The organism is Nonomuraea sp. NPDC059007 (assembly GCF_042740555.1).
Classification (GTDB): Bacteria; Actinomycetota; Actinomycetes; order Streptosporangiales; family Streptosporangiaceae; genus Nonomuraea.
The window spans coordinates 122,496-139,806 of record NZ_JBHYJD010000011.1 but is presented as its reverse complement, the minus strand read 5'-3'; the positions used below and the strand labels follow the sequence as shown (position 1 = coordinate 139,806).

Annotated in this window: 16 protein-coding genes and 1 pseudogene; 8 read left to right on the top strand and 9 right to left on the bottom strand. The window is 71.0% G+C overall.

What is annotated here, in order from left to right:
- Positions 1-9 precede the first annotated feature (9 nt).
- A complete protein-coding gene (locus tag ACFWY5_RS20380) occupies positions 10-1,743 on the top strand; it encodes a pyruvate dehydrogenase (protein WP_379609021.1) in 1,734 nt (577 codons plus the stop codon).
- A 36-nt stretch (positions 1,744-1,779) separates the two neighbouring features.
- The gene (gene tpx, locus ACFWY5_RS20375) at positions 1,780-2,280 is read left to right on the top strand and encodes a thiol peroxidase (protein WP_379633574.1); all 501 of its coding nucleotides are present in this window, start codon (positions 1,780-1,782) and stop codon (positions 2,278-2,280) included.
- Positions 2,281-2,283: 3 nt separating this feature from the next.
- Here the strand turns inward: tpx and ACFWY5_RS20370 are convergent, their stop codons facing one another.
- Positions 2,284-3,075 carry an SAM-dependent methyltransferase gene (locus ACFWY5_RS20370; protein ID WP_379609023.1) on the bottom strand — a complete coding sequence of 264 codons (792 nt, stop codon included), beginning with the start codon at positions 3,073-3,075 and terminating at the stop codon, positions 2,284-2,286.
- Between the two features lie 140 nt (positions 3,076-3,215).
- Between ACFWY5_RS20370 and ACFWY5_RS20365 the strand changes: the two genes are divergently transcribed.
- Entirely contained in the window at positions 3,216-3,971 is a 756-nt protein-coding gene (locus ACFWY5_RS20365; protein WP_379633751.1) for a helical backbone metal receptor, read from the top strand.
- Here the strand turns inward: ACFWY5_RS20365 and ACFWY5_RS20360 are convergent.
- The 5 genes from ACFWY5_RS20360 to ACFWY5_RS20340 all read right to left on the bottom strand — a co-directional run bounded on the left by ACFWY5_RS20360 (position 3,968) and on the right by ACFWY5_RS20340 (position 9,217).
- Complete coding sequence (locus ACFWY5_RS20360) at positions 3,968-5,128, bottom strand: ROK family transcriptional regulator (RefSeq protein WP_379609024.1); 1,161 nt, start codon at positions 5,126-5,128, stop codon at positions 3,968-3,970. The genes ACFWY5_RS20365 and ACFWY5_RS20360 overlap by 4 nt on opposite strands.
- 3 nt (positions 5,129-5,131) lie before the next feature.
- The gene (locus ACFWY5_RS20355) at positions 5,132-5,977 is read right to left on the bottom strand and encodes a carbohydrate ABC transporter permease (protein WP_379609026.1); all 846 of its coding nucleotides are present in this window, start codon (positions 5,975-5,977) and stop codon (positions 5,132-5,134) included.
- Positions 5,964-6,872 carry a carbohydrate ABC transporter permease gene (locus ACFWY5_RS20350; protein WP_379633572.1) on the bottom strand — a complete coding sequence of 303 codons (909 nt, stop codon included), beginning with the start codon at positions 6,870-6,872 and terminating at the stop codon, positions 5,964-5,966. The genes ACFWY5_RS20355 and ACFWY5_RS20350 overlap by 14 nt, the downstream gene beginning before the upstream one ends.
- Complete coding sequence (locus ACFWY5_RS20345; protein WP_379633570.1) at positions 6,869-8,242, bottom strand: ABC transporter substrate-binding protein; 1,374 nt, start codon at positions 8,240-8,242, stop codon at positions 6,869-6,871. The genes ACFWY5_RS20350 and ACFWY5_RS20345 overlap by 4 nt, the downstream gene beginning before the upstream one ends.
- 87 nt (positions 8,243-8,329) lie before the next feature.
- Complete coding sequence (locus tag ACFWY5_RS20340) at positions 8,330-9,217, bottom strand: sugar phosphate isomerase/epimerase family protein (protein ID WP_379609029.1); 888 nt, start codon at positions 9,215-9,217, stop codon at positions 8,330-8,332.
- A gap of 191 nt (positions 9,218-9,408) precedes the next feature.
- On the opposite strand from ACFWY5_RS20340, the gene ACFWY5_RS20335 reads away from it, so the two are divergent.
- From ACFWY5_RS20335 to ACFWY5_RS20325, 3 genes and pseudogenes are all read left to right on the top strand, one after another.
- On the top strand, positions 9,409-10,365 hold the full coding sequence (locus ACFWY5_RS20335) for a zinc-binding alcohol dehydrogenase (RefSeq protein WP_379609030.1): 957 nt from the start codon (positions 9,409-9,411) through the stop codon (positions 10,363-10,365).
- Complete coding sequence (locus ACFWY5_RS20330; RefSeq protein WP_379609031.1) at positions 10,362-11,147, top strand: sugar phosphate isomerase/epimerase family protein; 786 nt, start codon at positions 10,362-10,364, stop codon at positions 11,145-11,147. The genes ACFWY5_RS20335 and ACFWY5_RS20330 overlap by 4 nt, the downstream gene beginning before the upstream one ends.
- A pseudogene (locus ACFWY5_RS20325) lies at positions 11,078-12,319 on the top strand (hypothetical protein); the annotation flags it as partial. The gene ACFWY5_RS20330 and the pseudogene ACFWY5_RS20325, both read left to right, overlap by 70 nt.
- Positions 12,320-12,328: 9 nt before the next feature.
- Here ACFWY5_RS20325 and ACFWY5_RS20320 read toward each other — a convergent pair.
- Positions 12,329-13,429, bottom strand: coding sequence for a zinc-binding dehydrogenase (locus ACFWY5_RS20320; RefSeq protein ID WP_379609032.1), 1,101 nt, complete (start codon positions 13,427-13,429; stop codon positions 12,329-12,331).
- On the bottom strand, positions 13,422-14,372 hold the full coding sequence (locus ACFWY5_RS20315; protein ID WP_379633567.1) for a Gfo/Idh/MocA family protein: 951 nt from the start codon (positions 14,370-14,372) through the stop codon (positions 13,422-13,424). Before ACFWY5_RS20315 ends, ACFWY5_RS20320 begins: the two co-directional genes overlap by 8 nt.
- Positions 14,373-14,477: 105 nt before the next feature.
- On the opposite strand from ACFWY5_RS20315, the gene ACFWY5_RS20310 reads away from it, so the two are divergent.
- Complete coding sequence (locus ACFWY5_RS20310; protein WP_379609035.1) at positions 14,478-15,416, top strand: glucosyl-3-phosphoglycerate synthase; 939 nt, start codon at positions 14,478-14,480, stop codon at positions 15,414-15,416.
- Positions 15,413-16,522, top strand: coding sequence for a glycosyltransferase (locus ACFWY5_RS20305; protein ID WP_379633565.1), 1,110 nt, complete (start codon positions 15,413-15,415; stop codon positions 16,520-16,522). The genes ACFWY5_RS20310 and ACFWY5_RS20305 overlap by 4 nt, the downstream gene beginning before the upstream one ends.
- Here the strand turns inward: ACFWY5_RS20305 and ACFWY5_RS20300 are convergent.
- Positions 16,515-17,309 (bottom strand): universal stress protein, encoded by a 795-nt coding sequence (locus ACFWY5_RS20300; RefSeq protein WP_379609037.1) that lies wholly within the window; start codon positions 17,307-17,309, stop codon positions 16,515-16,517. The two genes, ACFWY5_RS20305 and ACFWY5_RS20300, sit on opposite strands and share 8 nt — an antisense overlap.
- Between the last annotated feature and the right edge of the window lie 2 nt (positions 17,310-17,311).

Sequence of the window (17,311 nt, the reverse complement as noted above, 5' to 3'; positions counted from 1 at the left end):
GTTCGGGGCATGACGACCCTTGCTGAGCAGTTTGTACAGGTCTTGATTCAGGCCGGCGTGGAACGGGTCTACGGGGTCGTGGGCGACAGCCTCAACCCCATCGTGGACGCGATCAGGCGCTCCGGCTCCATCGAGTGGGCACACGTGCGCAACGAGGAGGCCGGGGCGTTCGCCGCCGCCGCCGAGGCCCAGGTGACCGGGCGGCTGGCGGTGTGCGCCGGCAGCTGCGGTCCCGGCAACACCCACCTGATCCAGGGCCTGTACGACGCCCAGCGCAGCGGCGCGCCCGTGCTCGCGCTGGCCTCGCACATCCCGAGCACGCACATCGGCACCGGCTACTTCCAGGAGACCCACCCGGAGCGGCTGTTCACCGAGTGCAGCGTCTACTGCGAGGCGATCAACTGGCCGGCCCAGATGCCGAAGGTGCTGCGCAGCGCGATCCAGCACGCGATCGGGCTCGGCGGCGTCGGCGTCGTCGTCCTGCCCGGCGACGTGGCCCACCAGAAGGCGGCGGCCCCGGTCGGGCGGCACGACATGCTGGTGCGGCGCGGCGTCGTGCACCCGCCGGCCGACCAGGTCGCCCAGCTGGCCGGCGCGCTCAACGCGGCCGGGAAGGTCACGCTGTTCTGCGGCGCGGGCGTGCGCGGCGCCCACGACGAGGTCATGTCGCTGGCCGCGCGCCTGAACGCGCCCGTCGGCCACGCCCTGCGCGGCAAGGAGTGGATCCAGTACGACAACCCGTTCGACGTCGGCATGAGCGGCCTGCTCGGATACGGCGCCTGCTACGAGGCGATGAGCGAGGCCGACCTGGTGGTGCTCGTCGGCACCGACTTCCCCTACACCGACTTCCTGCCGGGCACGAAGACCGTGCAGATCGACGCCGACCCGGCGGTGTTCGGCCGGCGGACGCCGCTGGACCTGGCCGTGCACGGCGACGTGGCCACGACGCTGCGGGCCGTACTGCCGAAAGTGGAGCAGAAGAGCGACCGGCGCTTCCTCGGCAAGATGCTGCGCGAGCACTGCAAGAAGCTGGAGCACGTGGTCGAGGCCTATACCCGCGACATCAAGGACAGGGCGCCCATCCACCCCGAGTACGCGGCGAGCATCCTGGACGAGGTGGCCGCAGACGACGCGGTCTTCACCGTGGACACCGGCATGTGCAACGTCTGGGCGGCCCGCTACCTCACCCCGAACGGCCGGCGGCGGGTGATCGGCTCCTTCAAGCACGGCTCGATGGCCAACGCGCTGCCGCACGCCATCGGCGCCGCGTTCGCCGACCGCGGCCGCCAGGTCGTCTCCATGTCCGGCGACGGCGGGCTGGCCATGCTGCTCGGCGAGCTGATCACGGTCAAGCTGCACAACCTGCCGGTGAAAACGGTGGTGTTCAACAACTCCTCGCTCGGCATGGTGAAGCTGGAGATGCTCGTGGACGGCCTGCCCGACTTCGGCACCGACCACGAGCAGGTGTCCTACGCGGCGGTGGCGGCGGCCGTCGGCATCCCGTCGGTCACCGTGACCAGGCCGGGGGAGATCCGCGAGGCGCTGACGAAGGCGTTCGACGCCGACGGCCCCTACCTCGTGGACCTGATCACCGACCCGGACGCGCTGTCGATCCCGCCGAAGGTCTCGGCCGAGCAGATGAAGGGGTTCGCGCTGGCCGCCGGGAAGATCGTCCTGTCCGGCGGGGTCGGCAAGATGGTGGACATGGCCAGGTCGAACCTCCGGAATGTGAAGGGCATATGATCGCCTGCTGGGGAGCACAGCTAACTGGAGGTTTTCATGTCCGAGATCACGTTCAAGGGCAACCCGGTCACGGTCGGCGGCACGTTCCCGCGGCCCGGTGACAGCGCGCCCGGCTTCACGCTGGTGGCCAAGGACCTGTCCGACGTCTCGCTGGCCGACTACGGCGACAAGTACAAGGTCCTCAACATCTTCCCGAGCATCGACACCGGGGTCTGCGCGGCGTCGGTGCGGCGCTTCAACGAGGTGGCCGGCGACCACCCCGGCGCCGTCGTCCTGTGCGTCTCGGCCGACCTGCCGTTCGCGCAGGGCCGCTTCTGCGGCGCCGAGGGGCTGGACAAGGTGGTGACGCTCTCGCTGATGCGCGGCAGGAAGTTCCTGTCCGACTACGGCGTGGCGCAGGAGAGCGGCCCGCTGGCCGGTCTCGCGGCCCGCGCGGTCGTCGTGCTCGACGGCGAGAACAAGGTCGTCTACTCCGAGCTGGTCCCGGAGATCGTGCAGGAGCCCGACTACGAGGGCGCGCTCAAGGCACTCAAGTAAGGGTCAGGTCTTCCGGCCGATTCCGCAGAGGATGAGCGACTTCTCCGGTTGGCCGGGGAAGTCGATCATGTCGGTGTCGTCGGGACGCCATTCCGGCAGCCAGACGACACCCGGCTCCTCCATCGCGAAGCCGTCGAACAACGCCGCGATCTCGTCCCTGCTGCGCAGCGTCAGCGGGCTGGCGGAGTTCTGGTAGACCTCGGTGCCCTTGGTCACCGCCGCCGCGCGGGCGTCGCTGGTGCCGTGGGACAGGACGAGGTAGCTGCCGGGCGCCATCGCGTCCCTGAGCGTCGCGATGATCCGGCCCGGGTCCTCCGAACGGGCGACGAAGTGCAGCACCGCCACGAGCAGGATGCCGACCGGGCGGTCGAAGTCGATGCCGAGCTCGCCGTCCTTGAGGATCTCCTCGGGATGGCGCAGGTCGCCGTGGACCACGGAGGTGTCGCTGTCGAGGGCCAGCAGCGCCCTGGCGTGAACGAGCACGACCGGGTCGTTGTCCACGTACGCCACCCGTGCGCCGGGCGGCGCGACCTCGTGCACGTTGCCCTGCGTGGGCAGGCCGGTGCCGATGTCCAGGAACTGCGTGATCCCCTGCCCCGACAGGTGTCTCACCGCACGTCCCAGGAAGGCGCGGTTGGCGCGGGCGGCGGCCCTCAGCTCGGGCGCCACCCGTAAGATCTTCTCCGCCGCCGCCCGATCGGCCGGGAAGTTGTCCTTGCCGCCCAGGTAATAGTCGTACAGCCGGGCGGCGTTGGGCTTGTTCGGATCGAAGCCCCTCGAACTCCTCTGGTCCAACCGGTGATCCCCCGATCACGAATAGTCGGCCTTTGCTGCGATCCTACGTATTCAACCCGTGACGTGGCGCGAGATCGGCCATAACGTCCGGGAGGGGATCACCGTGCTATAGGACGCGGTGCGCGATACTGGGCCGTGTGCTGAGCGACGACACCGGCGCCCCTTCGGCGGTGCCGGACCAGGTGAAGCGGATCGTCTCGCTGGTCCCCTCGCTGACCGAGTCGGTCGCCGCCACCGTGCCCGAGTCGCTGGTCGGCGCGACCGACTGGTGCTCGCACCCCGCGGACCTGGACGTGACCCGCGTGCGCGGCACCAAGAACCCCGACCTCGACGCCATCATGCGGTTGCGGCCCGACGTGGTCCTCGCCAACTTCGAGGAGAACCGCGAGCCGGACATCCTGGCGCTGCGGGAGGCCGGAATCCCGGTCTGGGTGACGGTGATCAGGACGGTGGAGGAGGCGTTCACCTCGCTGGCCAGGATGTTCGAGCTGGCCTGCCGTACCACGGCGCCGCCCTGGCTGGCCGCGGCGCGGGCGGCCTGGGACCAGCCGGAGCCCGCCGTACGCGCGAGCGCCGTCGTACCGATCTGGCGGCGGCCGTGGATGGTCGTGGGCAGCGGCACCTTCACCGGTGACGTGCTGCGGCGGCTCGGCGTCGACAACCTCTACGAGGGGCACGCCGAGCGCTATCCCAAGATCCCGCTGCCCGACCTGGTCGCCGCCGCCCCCGACCTGGTCGTGCTGCCCGACGAGCCCTACGCCTTCTCCGCCGGCGACGGCCCCGAGGCCTTTCCCGGGCTGCCGTGCGCGCTGGTGAGCGGGCGCCTGCTCACGTGGTACGGGCCGTCGCTGGCCGTCGCCCCCGCCCTGCTGGGCCAGGCGCTGGGCCGTACCTAGGCGCGATCGGCCAGCGGGGGCCCCTCCAGCGCGGCGTCCACGGCGTCGGGGGACAGGACGTGCTCCGTCACGATGACCGCCGTGCCCACGATGCCGGCGCGCCCGCCGAGTGCGCTGGTCACGATGTCGAGATTGCGGGTCGTGTACGGCAGGCTCCGCCGGTAGACGCTCTCCCTGATACCCGTCAGGTAGTGCTCCCGGGTCTCGGCCATGTCACCGGCCAGCACCAGGACTCCCGGGTTGAGCAGGCTCACCGCGGTGGCCAGCACGATCCCCAGCGTACGGCCGGCCTCCTGGGCCCGCGCGATGGCCGTGGGGTCACCGGCCTGCACCAGCCGGACGACGTCGCGGCTGGAGGCCTGCCCGAGGTCGACGGCGAGCGCGTGGCCGCTGGCCAGCGAGGCGACGCAGCCGCGTGAGCCGCAGGTGCAGACCCGGTCGTCGCTGTCGCGCAGCCGTACGTGGCCGAGGTTGCCCGCGGCCGCCTCCACGCCCCGGTAGATCTGGCCGTCGATGACGATGCCCGCCCCGATCCCGGTGGAGACCTTGATGAGCAGGAGGGAGGGCGTCTCGCGCCAGTGGGTCCACCACTCGCCGAGCGCCATCGCCTTGGCGTCGTTCTCCACCAGGATCGGCACGTCGAAGCCGGCGCCGATGGCCTGGGCGATCGGGTACTCGTCCCAGCCGGGCATCAGGAACGACCTGACGGCCCGGCCCGAGGCGTGGTCGACGGAGCCGGGCAGGTCGACGCCGATGCCGCAGACCCGGTCGCGGGAGTGCCCGGTCCGGTCGAGCAGGCGCTGGAAGGCCTGGCGCACCCAGGTCAGGACGGGTTCGGGGCCGAGCTCGATGCGGATCTCGGTGTGTTCCTCGGCCAGTGGGCGGGCGGCGAGGTCGGTCAGCGCCACGCGGGCGTGGCCGGCGCCGAGGTCGGCGACGAGCGCGAACCGGTTGGTGGAGTCGATGTCGAGCACCGACGGCGGGCGCCCGCCGCCGGAGATGGCGACGCCGGACTCGTGGATGTATCCGGCCTCGATGAGCCGGTCGACCCGGTCGGTGATCGTCGAGCGGGACAGGCCGGTGAACTCGATGAGTTCCTTGCGCGTGCGGCAGGAGCCGTTCCTGATGAGCTGGAGCACCTGCCCTGCCGTGAGCATGGCCTATCCCTTCTCCGCCCCGGCGGTGAGCCCTTCGGTCAGCAGCCGCTCGCTGGCGAAGAAGACGATCACGATGGGCAGCGTCAGAACCACCGATCCTGCCATGAGAACCGTGGTCGGGATCTCGATACTGCCCGCGAGCTGGGAGAGCCCGAGGGAGACCGTCCATCTTTCCCGCCGCTCGACCAGGAAGAGCAGGGCGAACAAGAACTCGTTCCAGGCGATCATGAAGGCGTACAGTCCCGTCGCCATGAGCGCCGGCTTGGACAGCGGCAGCACCACCCGCCAGATGGTCTCCACCCGGGAGCAGCCGTCGATGGCCGCCGCCTCCTCGACGCTCTGCGGGACGGTCTCGAAGTAGTTGCGCAGCATGTACACGGTGACCGGGACGGTCTGGGCGATGTACACGAGGATCAGACCGGCCAGGGAGCCGCGCAGGCCCATCATCGTGAACAGCACGAACAGCGGGATGGCCAGCACGATGGCGGGGAAGAGGTAGACGGCCAGGAACAGGAAGTGCACCTGCCGGCGGCCGAAGAAGCGCAGCCTGGCGACGGCGTACGCGCCCGGGATGGAGATCAGCAGCGTGACCGCCACCGAGGAGACGGCGATGATCGCGCTGTTGCCCATGAAGGTCAGGAAGCCCTGCCGGGTCAGGACGTCGGCGTAGGTGCTCAGGGTGAAGGCGTTCGGCCAGAGCGATCCGGGTTCGAGTATCAGTTCCTGGATGTCGCGTACCGACAGCATCACCATGTAGAAGAACGGGAACGCGGTGATCACGAACAGGAAGGCGATCACCAGCGGCCTCAGCGCGCGAAGCAGCGCGCGCTCGAACCTATCCCTGCTCACGCGCACCTCCCGAGAAGAAGCGCAGGTAGATCACCAGGAAGACGACGAGCACCACGGCCAGCACGATGGCCTGCGCGGCCGAGGCGCCGATGTCGTCGCGGGCGGTCAGGAAGTTGTAGACGCGCACCGAGACCACCTCGGTGCCGGCGCCGCCGCCGGTCAGCAGGTAGACGTCGTCGAACTTGGTGAAGGTGAAGACGAAGCGCAGCACCGACAGCAGGGCGATGATCCGCCAGAGCTGCGGCATGATCACGTAGCGGAAGCGCTGCGTGGGCGTGGCCCCGTCGACCACGGCCGCCTCGTCGAGTTCCTTGGGCAGGGCCTGCAGCCGGGCCAGGATGAACAGGAAGGCGAACGGGAAGTACCGCCAGGCCTCGAAGGCGATCACCGTCAGCAGCGCCACCGGGACCTCGATGCCCAGGAAGGTGCCGCGGGCCTGCGACAGGAAGGCGATCGGCTCGCTCAGCCAGGTGTTGACGATGCCGTACTGCGGGTTCAGCATCACCTCCCACAGGAACGCCACGGCCACCACGGGCGCCACGTACGGCACCAGGATCGACGCCCTGACCAGCGTCCGACCGGGGAACCTGTCCCGGAGCGCGAGCGCGGCCACCAGCCCGGCGGCGATCGACAGCGCGGTGCCGGCGACCGTGTAGACGAGCGTGTTGACCAGCGCCGACCAGAAACCCGGCTCGGAGATCACGTAGGTGAAGTTCTCCAGCGTGTAGTGGCCGAAGATCCCGACCCGCCTGATGTTGATCAGCCGGACGTCCTGGAAGGCCAGCATGACCGCCCACAACAGCGGCACCACGACCACGACCAGCGTGACCACCAGCGTGGGCGAGATCAGCGCGAGCCCGGCCCTGCCCTCCTGCTGCCGGAGCGTCCCCCTCACTGGCGGATCCCGCGTTTGATGCTCTCCACGTCCGCCTTGGCCTGCGCCGCGGCGGCCTCGGGCGTCAGCGAGCCCTCGACGATCCCGCTCAGCGCCTTGGGCACCGGCAGCTCGCCCATCGTGACGCCGACCAGCTTGCCCTGCCCCTGCGGGATGCCCCAGCGGCCGAAGGTGTCGGGGCTCTTGCGCAGCGCCTCCAGCGTCGCGGCAGGGTACAGCTCGGCCAGCGGCTTCTTGGTGTCCACCCCGGCGGGCAGCTTGGCCCACACGCCGGCGAACTCCGGCCGGGTGGGGAACTTGCCCTCGGGCGCCATGCCCATCCAGCGCTCGTAGCCCTCGTTCATCATGTACGCGACGAACGTGGCCGCCGAGTCCTTGGCGGCGTCGCGGGTGACGGCCCAGGAGACGATCTCGCCGTACTGCGCGGGCGCGGCGCCGTCCGGGCCCTTCAGCGCGGTCACCACGCCGGTGTTCGCGGCCAGCCACTCCTTGTCGGTACGGCACGCCGCGCAGGAAGGCAGAGCGTCGTTCCGCAGCCCGGCCATCTCGTCGAGGATGAACGACGACCAGATCATCATGGCCGCCTTGCCGGAGAAGTACGTGGCCCGGGTCGAGTCGACGTCCTGCTTGCCCTTGACCGAGTACTGCTTGGCCAGCGTGGAGTAGAACGTGAAGGCCCGTACGCAGTTGGGCGAGGCCAGGGCGACGTTGCCCGAGCCGTCCACCAGCTCGCAGCCGTTGGCCAGTGCCACGTGCTCGAAGCTCTGGGCGGTGAAGGAGTCCTTGGGCGCGACCGCCAGCGTGATGCCGGCGACGTCGGGGCCGTGCAGCTCGGCGGCGGCGGCCTGCAGCCGCTCGTAGGTGTCCGGCGGCTCCAGCCCGGCCTTCTCGAACAGGTCCTTGCGGTAGAGGATCAGCTGGGCCCAGCCGTCGCTGGGTACGGCCAGCAGTTTGCCGTCGGCGGTGTTGAGGTCGAGCGCCCGCTTGGAGAAGGTGGCGCGGCCGAGCCGGTCGGCGACCTTGCCCGGCGTCTCGGTGTCGAGCAGGTCGTTGGCCTCCATCTCGCGTACCGCCGCCAGGGGGAGCGCCCCGATCACGTCGGGCAGGTCGCCGGCGGCGGCGGCCGCGGTCAGCGTCTGGCTGAACTGGTCCTCGGCCACCGGCACCAGCTTGACCTTGATCTTGGTCTTCTGCGTGAACTCGTTGACGATCTTGTTCTGGACGTCCATCCGGTCCGGGAGGTTCTCCTCGGTCCAGACGGTGATCTCGGTGGCGGCGGCGGGCCGGCTGCCCCCGCCGCCGTCCCCGCAGGCGGTCATGGCCGCGACCAGCGCGGCGGCGCTGAGAACGGCGGTTGCCTTTCCTGGCATGGCACGCTCCTCGGTCTGCACCCGGCGCTCCGAGCAGCCCGACGCCAGGTCTCCGGCAAGGCCCCCGCGAAAGGGGTTGGGCCGCCTTTACCCCGCGATGAGCGGCCGCAACGTGTGATAGGCGATCCCGAGACCGGTCCGGACCCTCGCCGGGTCGCCACTCCACACCGGATCCTCGTGCTCTACCGACACCACCCCGTCGTACCCGCCTTCCTGAAGTGCGTCAATGACCCGGGTCCAGTCGACCTGCCCGCGGCCGGGAACCCGGAAGCGGTACCAGCCCTTCTCGCCGCCGATCGGGCCGTGGAACCCGGTGTGGTCGATCAGGCCGCCGAGTATCTCGGTGTCCTTGGCCTGGACGTGCGCGATCTCCGACACGTACGGCCGCGCCGCCGCCACCGGATCGATGCCCAGCGCCACCAGGTGCGAGGGGTCGTAGTTGAGCTTGAGCCCGAGCCCGAACATCCATTCCCACAGCTCGGGCGAGTAGGCCAGGTTGCCCGGGTACCCGTCGGGGTGCCAGCTCTTCATGACGCAGTTCTCGATGACGAGATCGACCCCGTGCCCCTTGGCGTGCTCGACCAGCGGGCCGAAAACGTCCTCGGCCTTCTTGAGGTTGTCGTGCACCGTCATCGCGGCGTCGCGGCCGACGAAGGTGCCCACGGTCGGGCAGCCGAGCGCGGCGGCCGCCTCGACGCAGTGCCGCACGTGCGCGTTCACCTGCGGCCCTTCGGTTGGGTGCAGGTTGTTCTCGTAGTAGGCGATCGAGGAAAGGGTGAGTCCGGTGTCCGCGAAGATTCGCCTGACCCGCTCGTATTCGATCTCATCGAAACGCTCTACTCTGATGTGATTTCGGTCATCCGTTGCCGGCCATCCGGCTACTTCCAGGGCTTCGAATCCCTGGTCGACGGCCCAGCGTGCGATGTCGGAAAGGTTGCTTTCCGGAAGACACGCTGTTAGGAACCCCAATTTCATCGGCTACCTCCAACAAAAGTCGTAGACTTGCGAGTGCTGATTACACAACTATCGCGTGCAAACAAGCACTAAATCCGTGACTTTTGTTTGATAAAAAAGCGTAAGTGTGGGGAATGCACGTCATCACCATTCAAGGGCCAGGTGCTGTCCGCGTCAGTCTGGAGCCAACCGGTGAGCTGGAGCCGGGCTGCGTGCGGGTCCGCACGATCTACTCAGGTGTCTCGGCGGGGACGGAACTCACCGCCTATCGCGGCACCAACCCGTATCTCACGAAAAAGTGGGATACCGAACAGCGGTTGTTCGTCGAGGGCCGGACACACGCCTACCCGCTGACCGGCTGGGGCTACCAGGAGGTCGGCGAGGTCGTCGAGGCCGCTCCCGACGTACGCGAGCCGGTGGTGGGCAACGTCGTCTGGGGCATCTGGGGTCACCGCGAGGAGGCCGTCGTGCCCGCCGAGCGGCTCGCCGGGCACCTCATGCCGCCCGGCGCGGACCCGCTGACCGGCGTCTTCGCCCGCGTCGGCGCCATCGCGCTCAACGCCGTCCACGCGGCGGACCTGCACCTGGGCGACCAGGTCGCGATCTTCGGCCAGGGCGTCATCGGCCTGCTCGCCACCCGCCTCGCCGTGCTCAGCGGCGCCCGCGTGGTCGCCGCCGACGCCATCCCCGAGCGGCTCGAACTCGCCCGGCGCTTCGGCGCCGCCGAGACCTACGACGTGCGCGAGGGCTCGGTGGCCGAGTTCATCCGCAAGCGCGTCGTGGGCGCCGACGTCGCCATCGAGCTCAGCGGCAGCCATACCGGCCTGCACGAGGCCATCAGGACCGTCCGCAGGGGCGGCCGGGTCGTCGCGGCCGGCTTCTACCAGGGCGACGGGCTCGGGCTGCGGCTCGGCGAGGAGTTCCACCACAACCAGGTGCAGCTCATCGCCTCGCAGATCGGCGGCGTGGCCGCGTGGCTGGCGCACCGATGGGACGTGGAACGGCTCCAGCGCACGTTCATGGAGCTCGTCCACCGCGCCGAGGTTCGCGCGGAAGACCTGGTCAGCCATGTCATGGACGCCGCCCAGGCGGCCGAGGCCTTCGAGCTGATCGACCGCCGCCCGTCGGAGGTGCTCCAACTCGTCTTCAAGTTCAAGGAGCCAGCGTGAAGCTTGCCGTACAGGAGCAGCTGCTGCCGGGGCGCACCCTGCAGGAGAAGTTCGCCTTCGCGGTCGATGCCGGATTCGACGCGATCGAGCTGCGTGGGAAGGGCGACTTCCACTTCGCCGGGCGGCTGACCGAGCTGAAGCGGGCGCTCGCCGACGGCGTGGTCATGCCGACCGTCTGCGTGGACATGCCGCACTTCATCGGCGACTTCGACGCCGCCAAGCGCACCGACGCCATCCAGCAGGTGCGCTCCCAGCTCACGGTCATCGCCGAGCTGGGCGGGATCGGGGTCATGACGCCCGCCTCGTGGGGGCAGTTCTCGCGGCGGCTGCCGCCGTTCGAGCCGCCGCGCAGCCCGGGGGAGGACCGCGAGGTGCTGGCCGAGGCGCTCGGGGTGCTCGGCGAGCACGCGCAGCGCAACGGCGTGCTGATCATGCTGGAGCCGCTCAACCGCTACGAGAACCACATGGTCAACACCCTGGCCGAGGCGGTGTCCTACTGCTCCATGGACGCGATCAAGGTCGTCGGCGACACGTACCACATGAACATCGAGGAGGACGATCCCTGCCGATCGCTGGTGGAGGCCGCGCCGTACCTCGCGCACATGCAGATCAGCGAGTCCAACAGGAACCAGCCCGGCACCGGGCACCTCGACTGGGGTTCCCAGCTGGCCGCGCTGGACGCCACCGGGTACGAGGGCTATCTGGCGCTGGAGTGCCGGCTTCGCGGCGAGCCGGAGATCGTGCTGCCGCAGACGGCGGCGTTCGTCAGGAAGTTCCTGTGATCCGCGAGGCGGTGCGCGTCCTGGTCGCCAACTGGGACGGCAGCTACACCGTGCCCTCGCGGCGGCTCTACCCCCACCAGTGGAGCTGGGACTCGGCCTTCGTCGCGATCGGCAACGCCCGCTGGTCGCCGCGGCGGGCCAGGTCCGAGCTGCTGTCGTTGTTCGGCGCGCAGTGGCGTGACGGGCGGGTGCCGCACATCGTCTTCAACCCGGAGGTGCCCGACGGCGCCTACTTCCCCGGCCCCGACGTCTGGGAGGTCCGCGCGCCCTCCGGCTCGGCCACCTCGGGCATCGTGCAGCCGCCGGTGCACGCGCTGGCCGCCTGGCGGGTCCACCTGGCCGACCCCGATCCCGCCTTCCTGCGCCGCATCTACCCGCGGCTCGTGGCCCAGCAGCGGTTCCTGCGTACCGCGCGCCGCTCGGCGGACGGCCTGATCTCGATCGTGCACCCGTGGGAGTCCGGCATGGACAACAGCCCCGCCTGGGACGAGCCGCTGGCCGCCGTCCAGGCCGGGCCCATGGGCGCGCGGCGCAGGGACCTCGCCCACGTCAGCGCCGACGAGCGGCCCACCGACCGCGACTACGAGCGCTACACCGCGCTGGCCCGCGCCTACCGCGACACCGGCTACCGCAGGGCGGGTGCGTTCGCGGTCGAGGATCCGCTGTTCAACGCCGCGTACGGCGTCGCCGAGACGTCACTGGCCCGCATCGCCAAGGCGATCGGCCTCGACCCCGACCCGCACCACCGGGAGGCCGCCGAGATCACCGCGGCCATGGTCGCCCACCTCTACGACGACGGCCTGTTCCACGCCCGCGACGCGAGCACCGGCTGCCCGATCCGCTCCCAGAGCGCCGCCGGGCTCGTCCCGCTCATGCTGCCCGACCTGCCGCGCGAGATCGCCCACGCGCTCATCGGCACCGCACTCGACCGCTTCGAGATCAAGAACGGGCTGCTGCCCAGCTACGCCCCCGGCACCCCCGAGTTCGACCCGGCCCGCTACTGGCGCGGGCCGAGCTGGCTCAACCTGACCTGGCTGGTCTGGCAGGGGCTGCGGCACCGCCGGCCCGACCTGGCCGAGGCGCTGGCCGACGGCATGGTCGGCGCGGTGGCCCGGTCGGGCTTTCGCGAGTACTTCGACCCGTTCACCCGCGCCGGGCACGGCTGCCGGGACTTCAGCTGGTCAGCCGCGCTCATCCTGGACGTCGCGGCAGAGCACGGCCTGGAGGGCCTCCCTGCGGCGGGCGGCGAGGTCGCGAAGGAGCTCGGGCGCCTTGCCGAAGCGGACGACGTCGGTGATCACGTGCTCACGTAGCCACGGGCCGATGCGGTGCAGGAGCTCGACGGTCTCGCGCGAGAGGCGGTCGCGGTCCCAGGCGTGGGCCATGCCGCGCGGCACCCGGCCGATCTGCGCGCAGCGCAGGCTCAGGCCGTTGTGGTGGAACTCCTCGCCGAGCCGTACCAGGCCGGCGCCGCCGGTGTAGAAGGCCAGGTCGATCGCGCTGCCCTGGGGGCGCAGCAGCTTGAGCGCCAGGGCCAGCGCCCGTTCCTGGCCGCGGCACTGGAAGACCACGTCGGCGCCGTGGTCGTTCGGGCCGTGCCGCCAGCGGCGCTTCAGCTGGAACGCGTCCTCGGCCAGCAGCGTCTCCACGCCGAGCGCGGCGGCCACGCACAGCCGCGCGGGGGTCTCGTCGACCACCACGACCTCGGTCCCGGCTCCCGCGCCCGCCGCGAACGCCGCCACCAGCAGCCCGACCACGCCCGCCCCGACGACCGCCACCCGCCGCCCGCGCACCCCGTCGAGCAGGTCGCGCGCGCCGGGCCCGAGCAGGTCGTGCGCCGCGTGCAGCAGGCCGTTGGCGCAGATCGGCCCCATGTGCGCGGCGTAGATCCCGAGCAGCGGGTCGAGGTCGGCCGGCAGTTCGACGAAGCGGTCGCGCAGCGGGTCGGCGGCGTAGGCGGTGCGGTGCCCGTAGGCCATCGCGACGATCCGCCCCACGGCGACCGCGTCGGTGCGGCTGTCCACCACCATCCCCACCTGCATGTAGCCGATGCCGCGCACCGGGTAGGCCATCACCGGCCCGCCGGTGCCGAACAACCCGAGCGCCGGGTCCCACGAGGTGTTCAGGTAGGGGTTGGTGCCCTTGACGTAGGTCAGCTCGGTCCCGGCGGAGACGCCGCTGTAGACGGTCTCCACCAGGAAGCCGCCCGGCGCCGCCATGGGCATCGGCTCCGAGATCAGGCTGACGCGCTCAGGCCCGTCGATGCTGAGCACCTCAGCCATTCAGCACCACCGGCTCCCGCGTGGCCGCCGACCGCGCGACCGCCTGCGCCAGACGATGCGTCTTCAGCGCCTCGTGGTACGGCACGCGTACGTCGGCCGGTTTCCCCCGCACCGCGTTGACGAACTCCCTGTCCACGTGGATCTTGGCGGCCCCGCCGTCCTCGATCACCGTGCGCCCGTCGACGACCAGGCGTTCCTCGCCCAGGTCGAGCGTGACGCCCTCGGCGTGCACCTCCAGCCCGGCGCGCTGCTTGCCCGCGCACAGGCTGGTGGCGGCCAGCGTGCCCGCCGCGCCGCCCGCGAAGCGCAGCACCGCCGCCGTGGCCCGGTCGATCTCGCCGTCCGCGGCCCCCTCCGACGGTACGGCGTGCACCATCGCGACCTCGCCCACCAGCACCCTGGCCAGGTCCAGCACATGGACGGCCTGCTCGACGATCTGGCCGCCGGAGGTCTCGGTACGCAGCCACCAGTCCACGGGCGGCACCTTGTCGAGCCAGTGGCCGAGGGCCAGCCGTACGGGGCGGCCGGCGAGCAGTTCGCGGGCTTTCCCCAGGATGTCGAGGTAACGCCAGTGGTGACCGACGGCGGAGGGAAGGTCGCGGCGGGTTATCTCGGCGGCGATCTTTTCCGCGGTTTCTAGATCAGTTGCTAACGGCTTTTCTACAAAAAGCGGGAGATTGCACGACAAAGCATCTGTCTCCGGGTTACCGTGCGCGAAAGGCGGCACGCACACGTAGACGGCATCCAGTCCGCCGGCGTCCAGCAGGTCGGTGTGACTCCCGTAGGCCAGGGAGCCATGCCGAGAGGCCAGTGCTTCGGCCTTGTGGGGAACCGCGTCGGCGATTCCGGCAATCGTCACGTCGGGGAATGACGAGAGCACGTCTGCGTGACGGGCGGCGACATTTCCAGCACCTATGATGCCGATTCGAGTTATTGGCGACACAGGATGGCATATCCCACATCCGCTGATGAACAAACGAAAATGTTCGAACTCCTATCGGCAGGGCATGTGTCGCCATCCGTGACCTGAGACGATCGGGGTGAGCGCATGGAGACGGATCCGCGGGTCCGGGACTGGTACCGGCGGCGCACCAGCAGAGCCGCCGACTGGTCGCCGGACACACTGGTGGCCGCCAAGGGGGCGACCACGGTGAGCGTGGTTCTCCCGGCCCGCGACGAAGAACGCACGGTCGGGCCGATCGTCTCGGTGATCCGCCGCGACCTCGCCGACCTGGTGGACGAGATCGTCGTCGTGGACTCCCGCTCCACCGACGCCACCGCCGCCGTGGCCGCCGCCGCCGGCGCCACGGTCGTGCGCCAGGACGACGTGCTGGCCCACCTGCCGCCGCTGTCGGGCAAGGGCGAGGCCCTGTGGAAGGGGCTGGCCGCCAGTTCCGGCGACCTCGTCGTCTTCGTCGACGCCGACTTACGCGACTTCCCCTCCTCCTTCGTCACCGGCCTGCTCGGGCCGCTGCTGCTGGACACGGGGGTGCACTTCGTCAAGGGCGCCTACGAACGGCCGCTGAACGGCCGGCGCGGCGAGGGCGGCCGGGTCACCGAACTCGTCGCCCGGCCCCTGCTCAACCTGTGGTGGCCGGAGCTGTCCGGGTTCGTCCAGCCGCTCGGCGGCGAGTACGCGGGCCGGCGGACGGCCCTGGAACGCGTGCCGTTCGCGACCGAGTACGGGGTGGAGCTCGGCCTGCTGGTGGACCTGCTCGAACTCGTCGGCCTGGACGCCATGGCCCAGGTGGACCTGGGCTGCCGCACCCACGCGCACCAGTCCACGGCGGCGCTCGGCCGCATGGCCGCCCAGATCATGCTCACCGCGTGGACCAGGCTCGAACGCCAGGGCCGGGTGGTGTCGGCGGCGGCGCCCGCGCACAGCCTGCTCCAGTTCGACCCCGAACGGCGGGCCGCCCGCGCCGACGTGTCCGTGGCCGAGCGCCCGCCGCTGGCCTCGCTGGCGATCGAGGAGGACGTCGCGTGAACATCCTGATGAACGCCGGCCCGTGGCTGGAGGTGCCGCCGCCCGGCTACGGCGGGATCGAGAACGTGGTGGCCACGCTGGTGCCCGCGCTGCGCGAGCGGGGCGTACGCGTGGTGCTGGCTTCGGTGGGGTCCAGCACCGTCGAGGCCGACGAACTGGTCGCCGCCTTCCCCGAGGGGCAGTTCGCCCACCTGCAGAAGCCGTACAACCAGGTGATGGGGCTTGCCCACGCCCACCAGGCGCGGGTGGCGCGGGAGTTACGCGGCCGCGACGACATCGACCTCGTCCACGATCATCTGGAGGTCGTCGGCCCCGCGGTGCTGTCGGCGCTCGGCGGGCCGCCGGTGCTCCACACCCTCCACTGGGACCTGCGCAAGCACCCCGGCTTCTACGGCGCCTGGCCACGGGAGATCGCCGTCAACGGCGTCTCCCACGACCAGCTCACCCGCGCTCCCGCGGCCCTGCGCGCCGCCGCCGTGGGCGCCGTCCACCTGGCCACCCCGCTGGCCGAGCGCGACCTGCGTTTCCCGCGCGGCGCGCACCTCGCGGTCATGGGCCGGATCTGCCCGCTCAAGGGCCAGCACGTCGCCGTCCGCGTGTGCCAGAAGCTCGGCCTGCCGCTGGTGCTGGCCGGCCCGGTCAGCGGACTCGGCGGCCCCGCCGAGCTGGAACGTGTCCTGGAAGACCCGGAACATCCGCTCCACGGACACCCCGACGTCCGCTACCACCGCGACCACATCGCCCCCCACCTGGACGGCGAGCTGATCCGCTGGGCCGGCGGCGTCGCCGGGGACCGGCGCGACGAGCTCTACGGCAGCGCCAGAGCCGCCCTCTTCCCCCTGCAGTGGGACGAGCCGGGCGGCACCGCCGTGGTCGAGGCCCTGGCCCTGGGCGTCCCGGTGGTCGGCCTGCGCCGCGGCTGCCTGCCCGAACTGGTCGAGCACGGCCGTACGGGCTTCCTGGCGGACAGCGAGGAGGAACTCGCCGAATGGCTGGGGCGCGTCGGCGACCTCGACCCGGAGGAGTGCCGCCGCGAGGCCCGCGCCCGGTTCACCCCGTCCGTGATGGCCGAGCGCTACCTGGAGCTCTACGCCCGGCTCAGTTGAAGCCCCGCGGCAGCACCGCCACCGGGCAGACCGAGGCGCGCAGCACCTTCATCGCCAGCTCGCCCAGGAAGACCCGGTGCGCCTGAGCGTCCTCGCTGCTCGCGCAGACCAGCAGGTCGCCGGGCGGCCACTCGACCGCGCCGATCGCGGCCGCCACGTCGTAGCCTTCGGCGATCTCCGCCTCGGCCTCGATGCCGGTGCCCTCCCACGCCAGCCGTACGGCGAGGGCGAGGTCGTCGCGCAGCCGGCCGGCGTCGTCGGTGCGCAGGTCCAGCGTGATCAGCCGCAGCGGCACCCCGAGCAGCAGCGCCGCCTGGGCCACCCGCTCCACGGCCTCGTCGCACTGCGGCCGGTGCACGTACGCCAGCGTCAGCCGGGTCGGCGCCGCCGGCGGGCGGTAGCCGGCCGGGGCCAGCATCACCGCCTCGCTCGACAGGTGCAGCAGGTGGTCGGAGGTGCTGCCGATCGCGATGCGGCCGTGCTGCCCGCCGTCCGCGGAGCCGACCACGATCAGGTCCGCCTTGATCCGGCTGGCCAGCACCGCCAGGCCGCGGCCGGCGCCGCGGCTCTCGAACGCCATGTACTCCGCGGGCCGTTCGCCGAGCTCGCCCGCGGCGTGGGCCAGGTTCGCCTGCGCCTCGACCGCCTGGCCGGGGCTGCCCGGCGGGTAGATGGTCGCCACCGTGAGCTCACCGCCGGTGACCTGCGTGATCGCGGTCCCCAGCGCGAGCGCGTCCCGTCCTCCAGCGTCGCCGGTGTACCCGACGATCACGTGCGCACCGATCACGC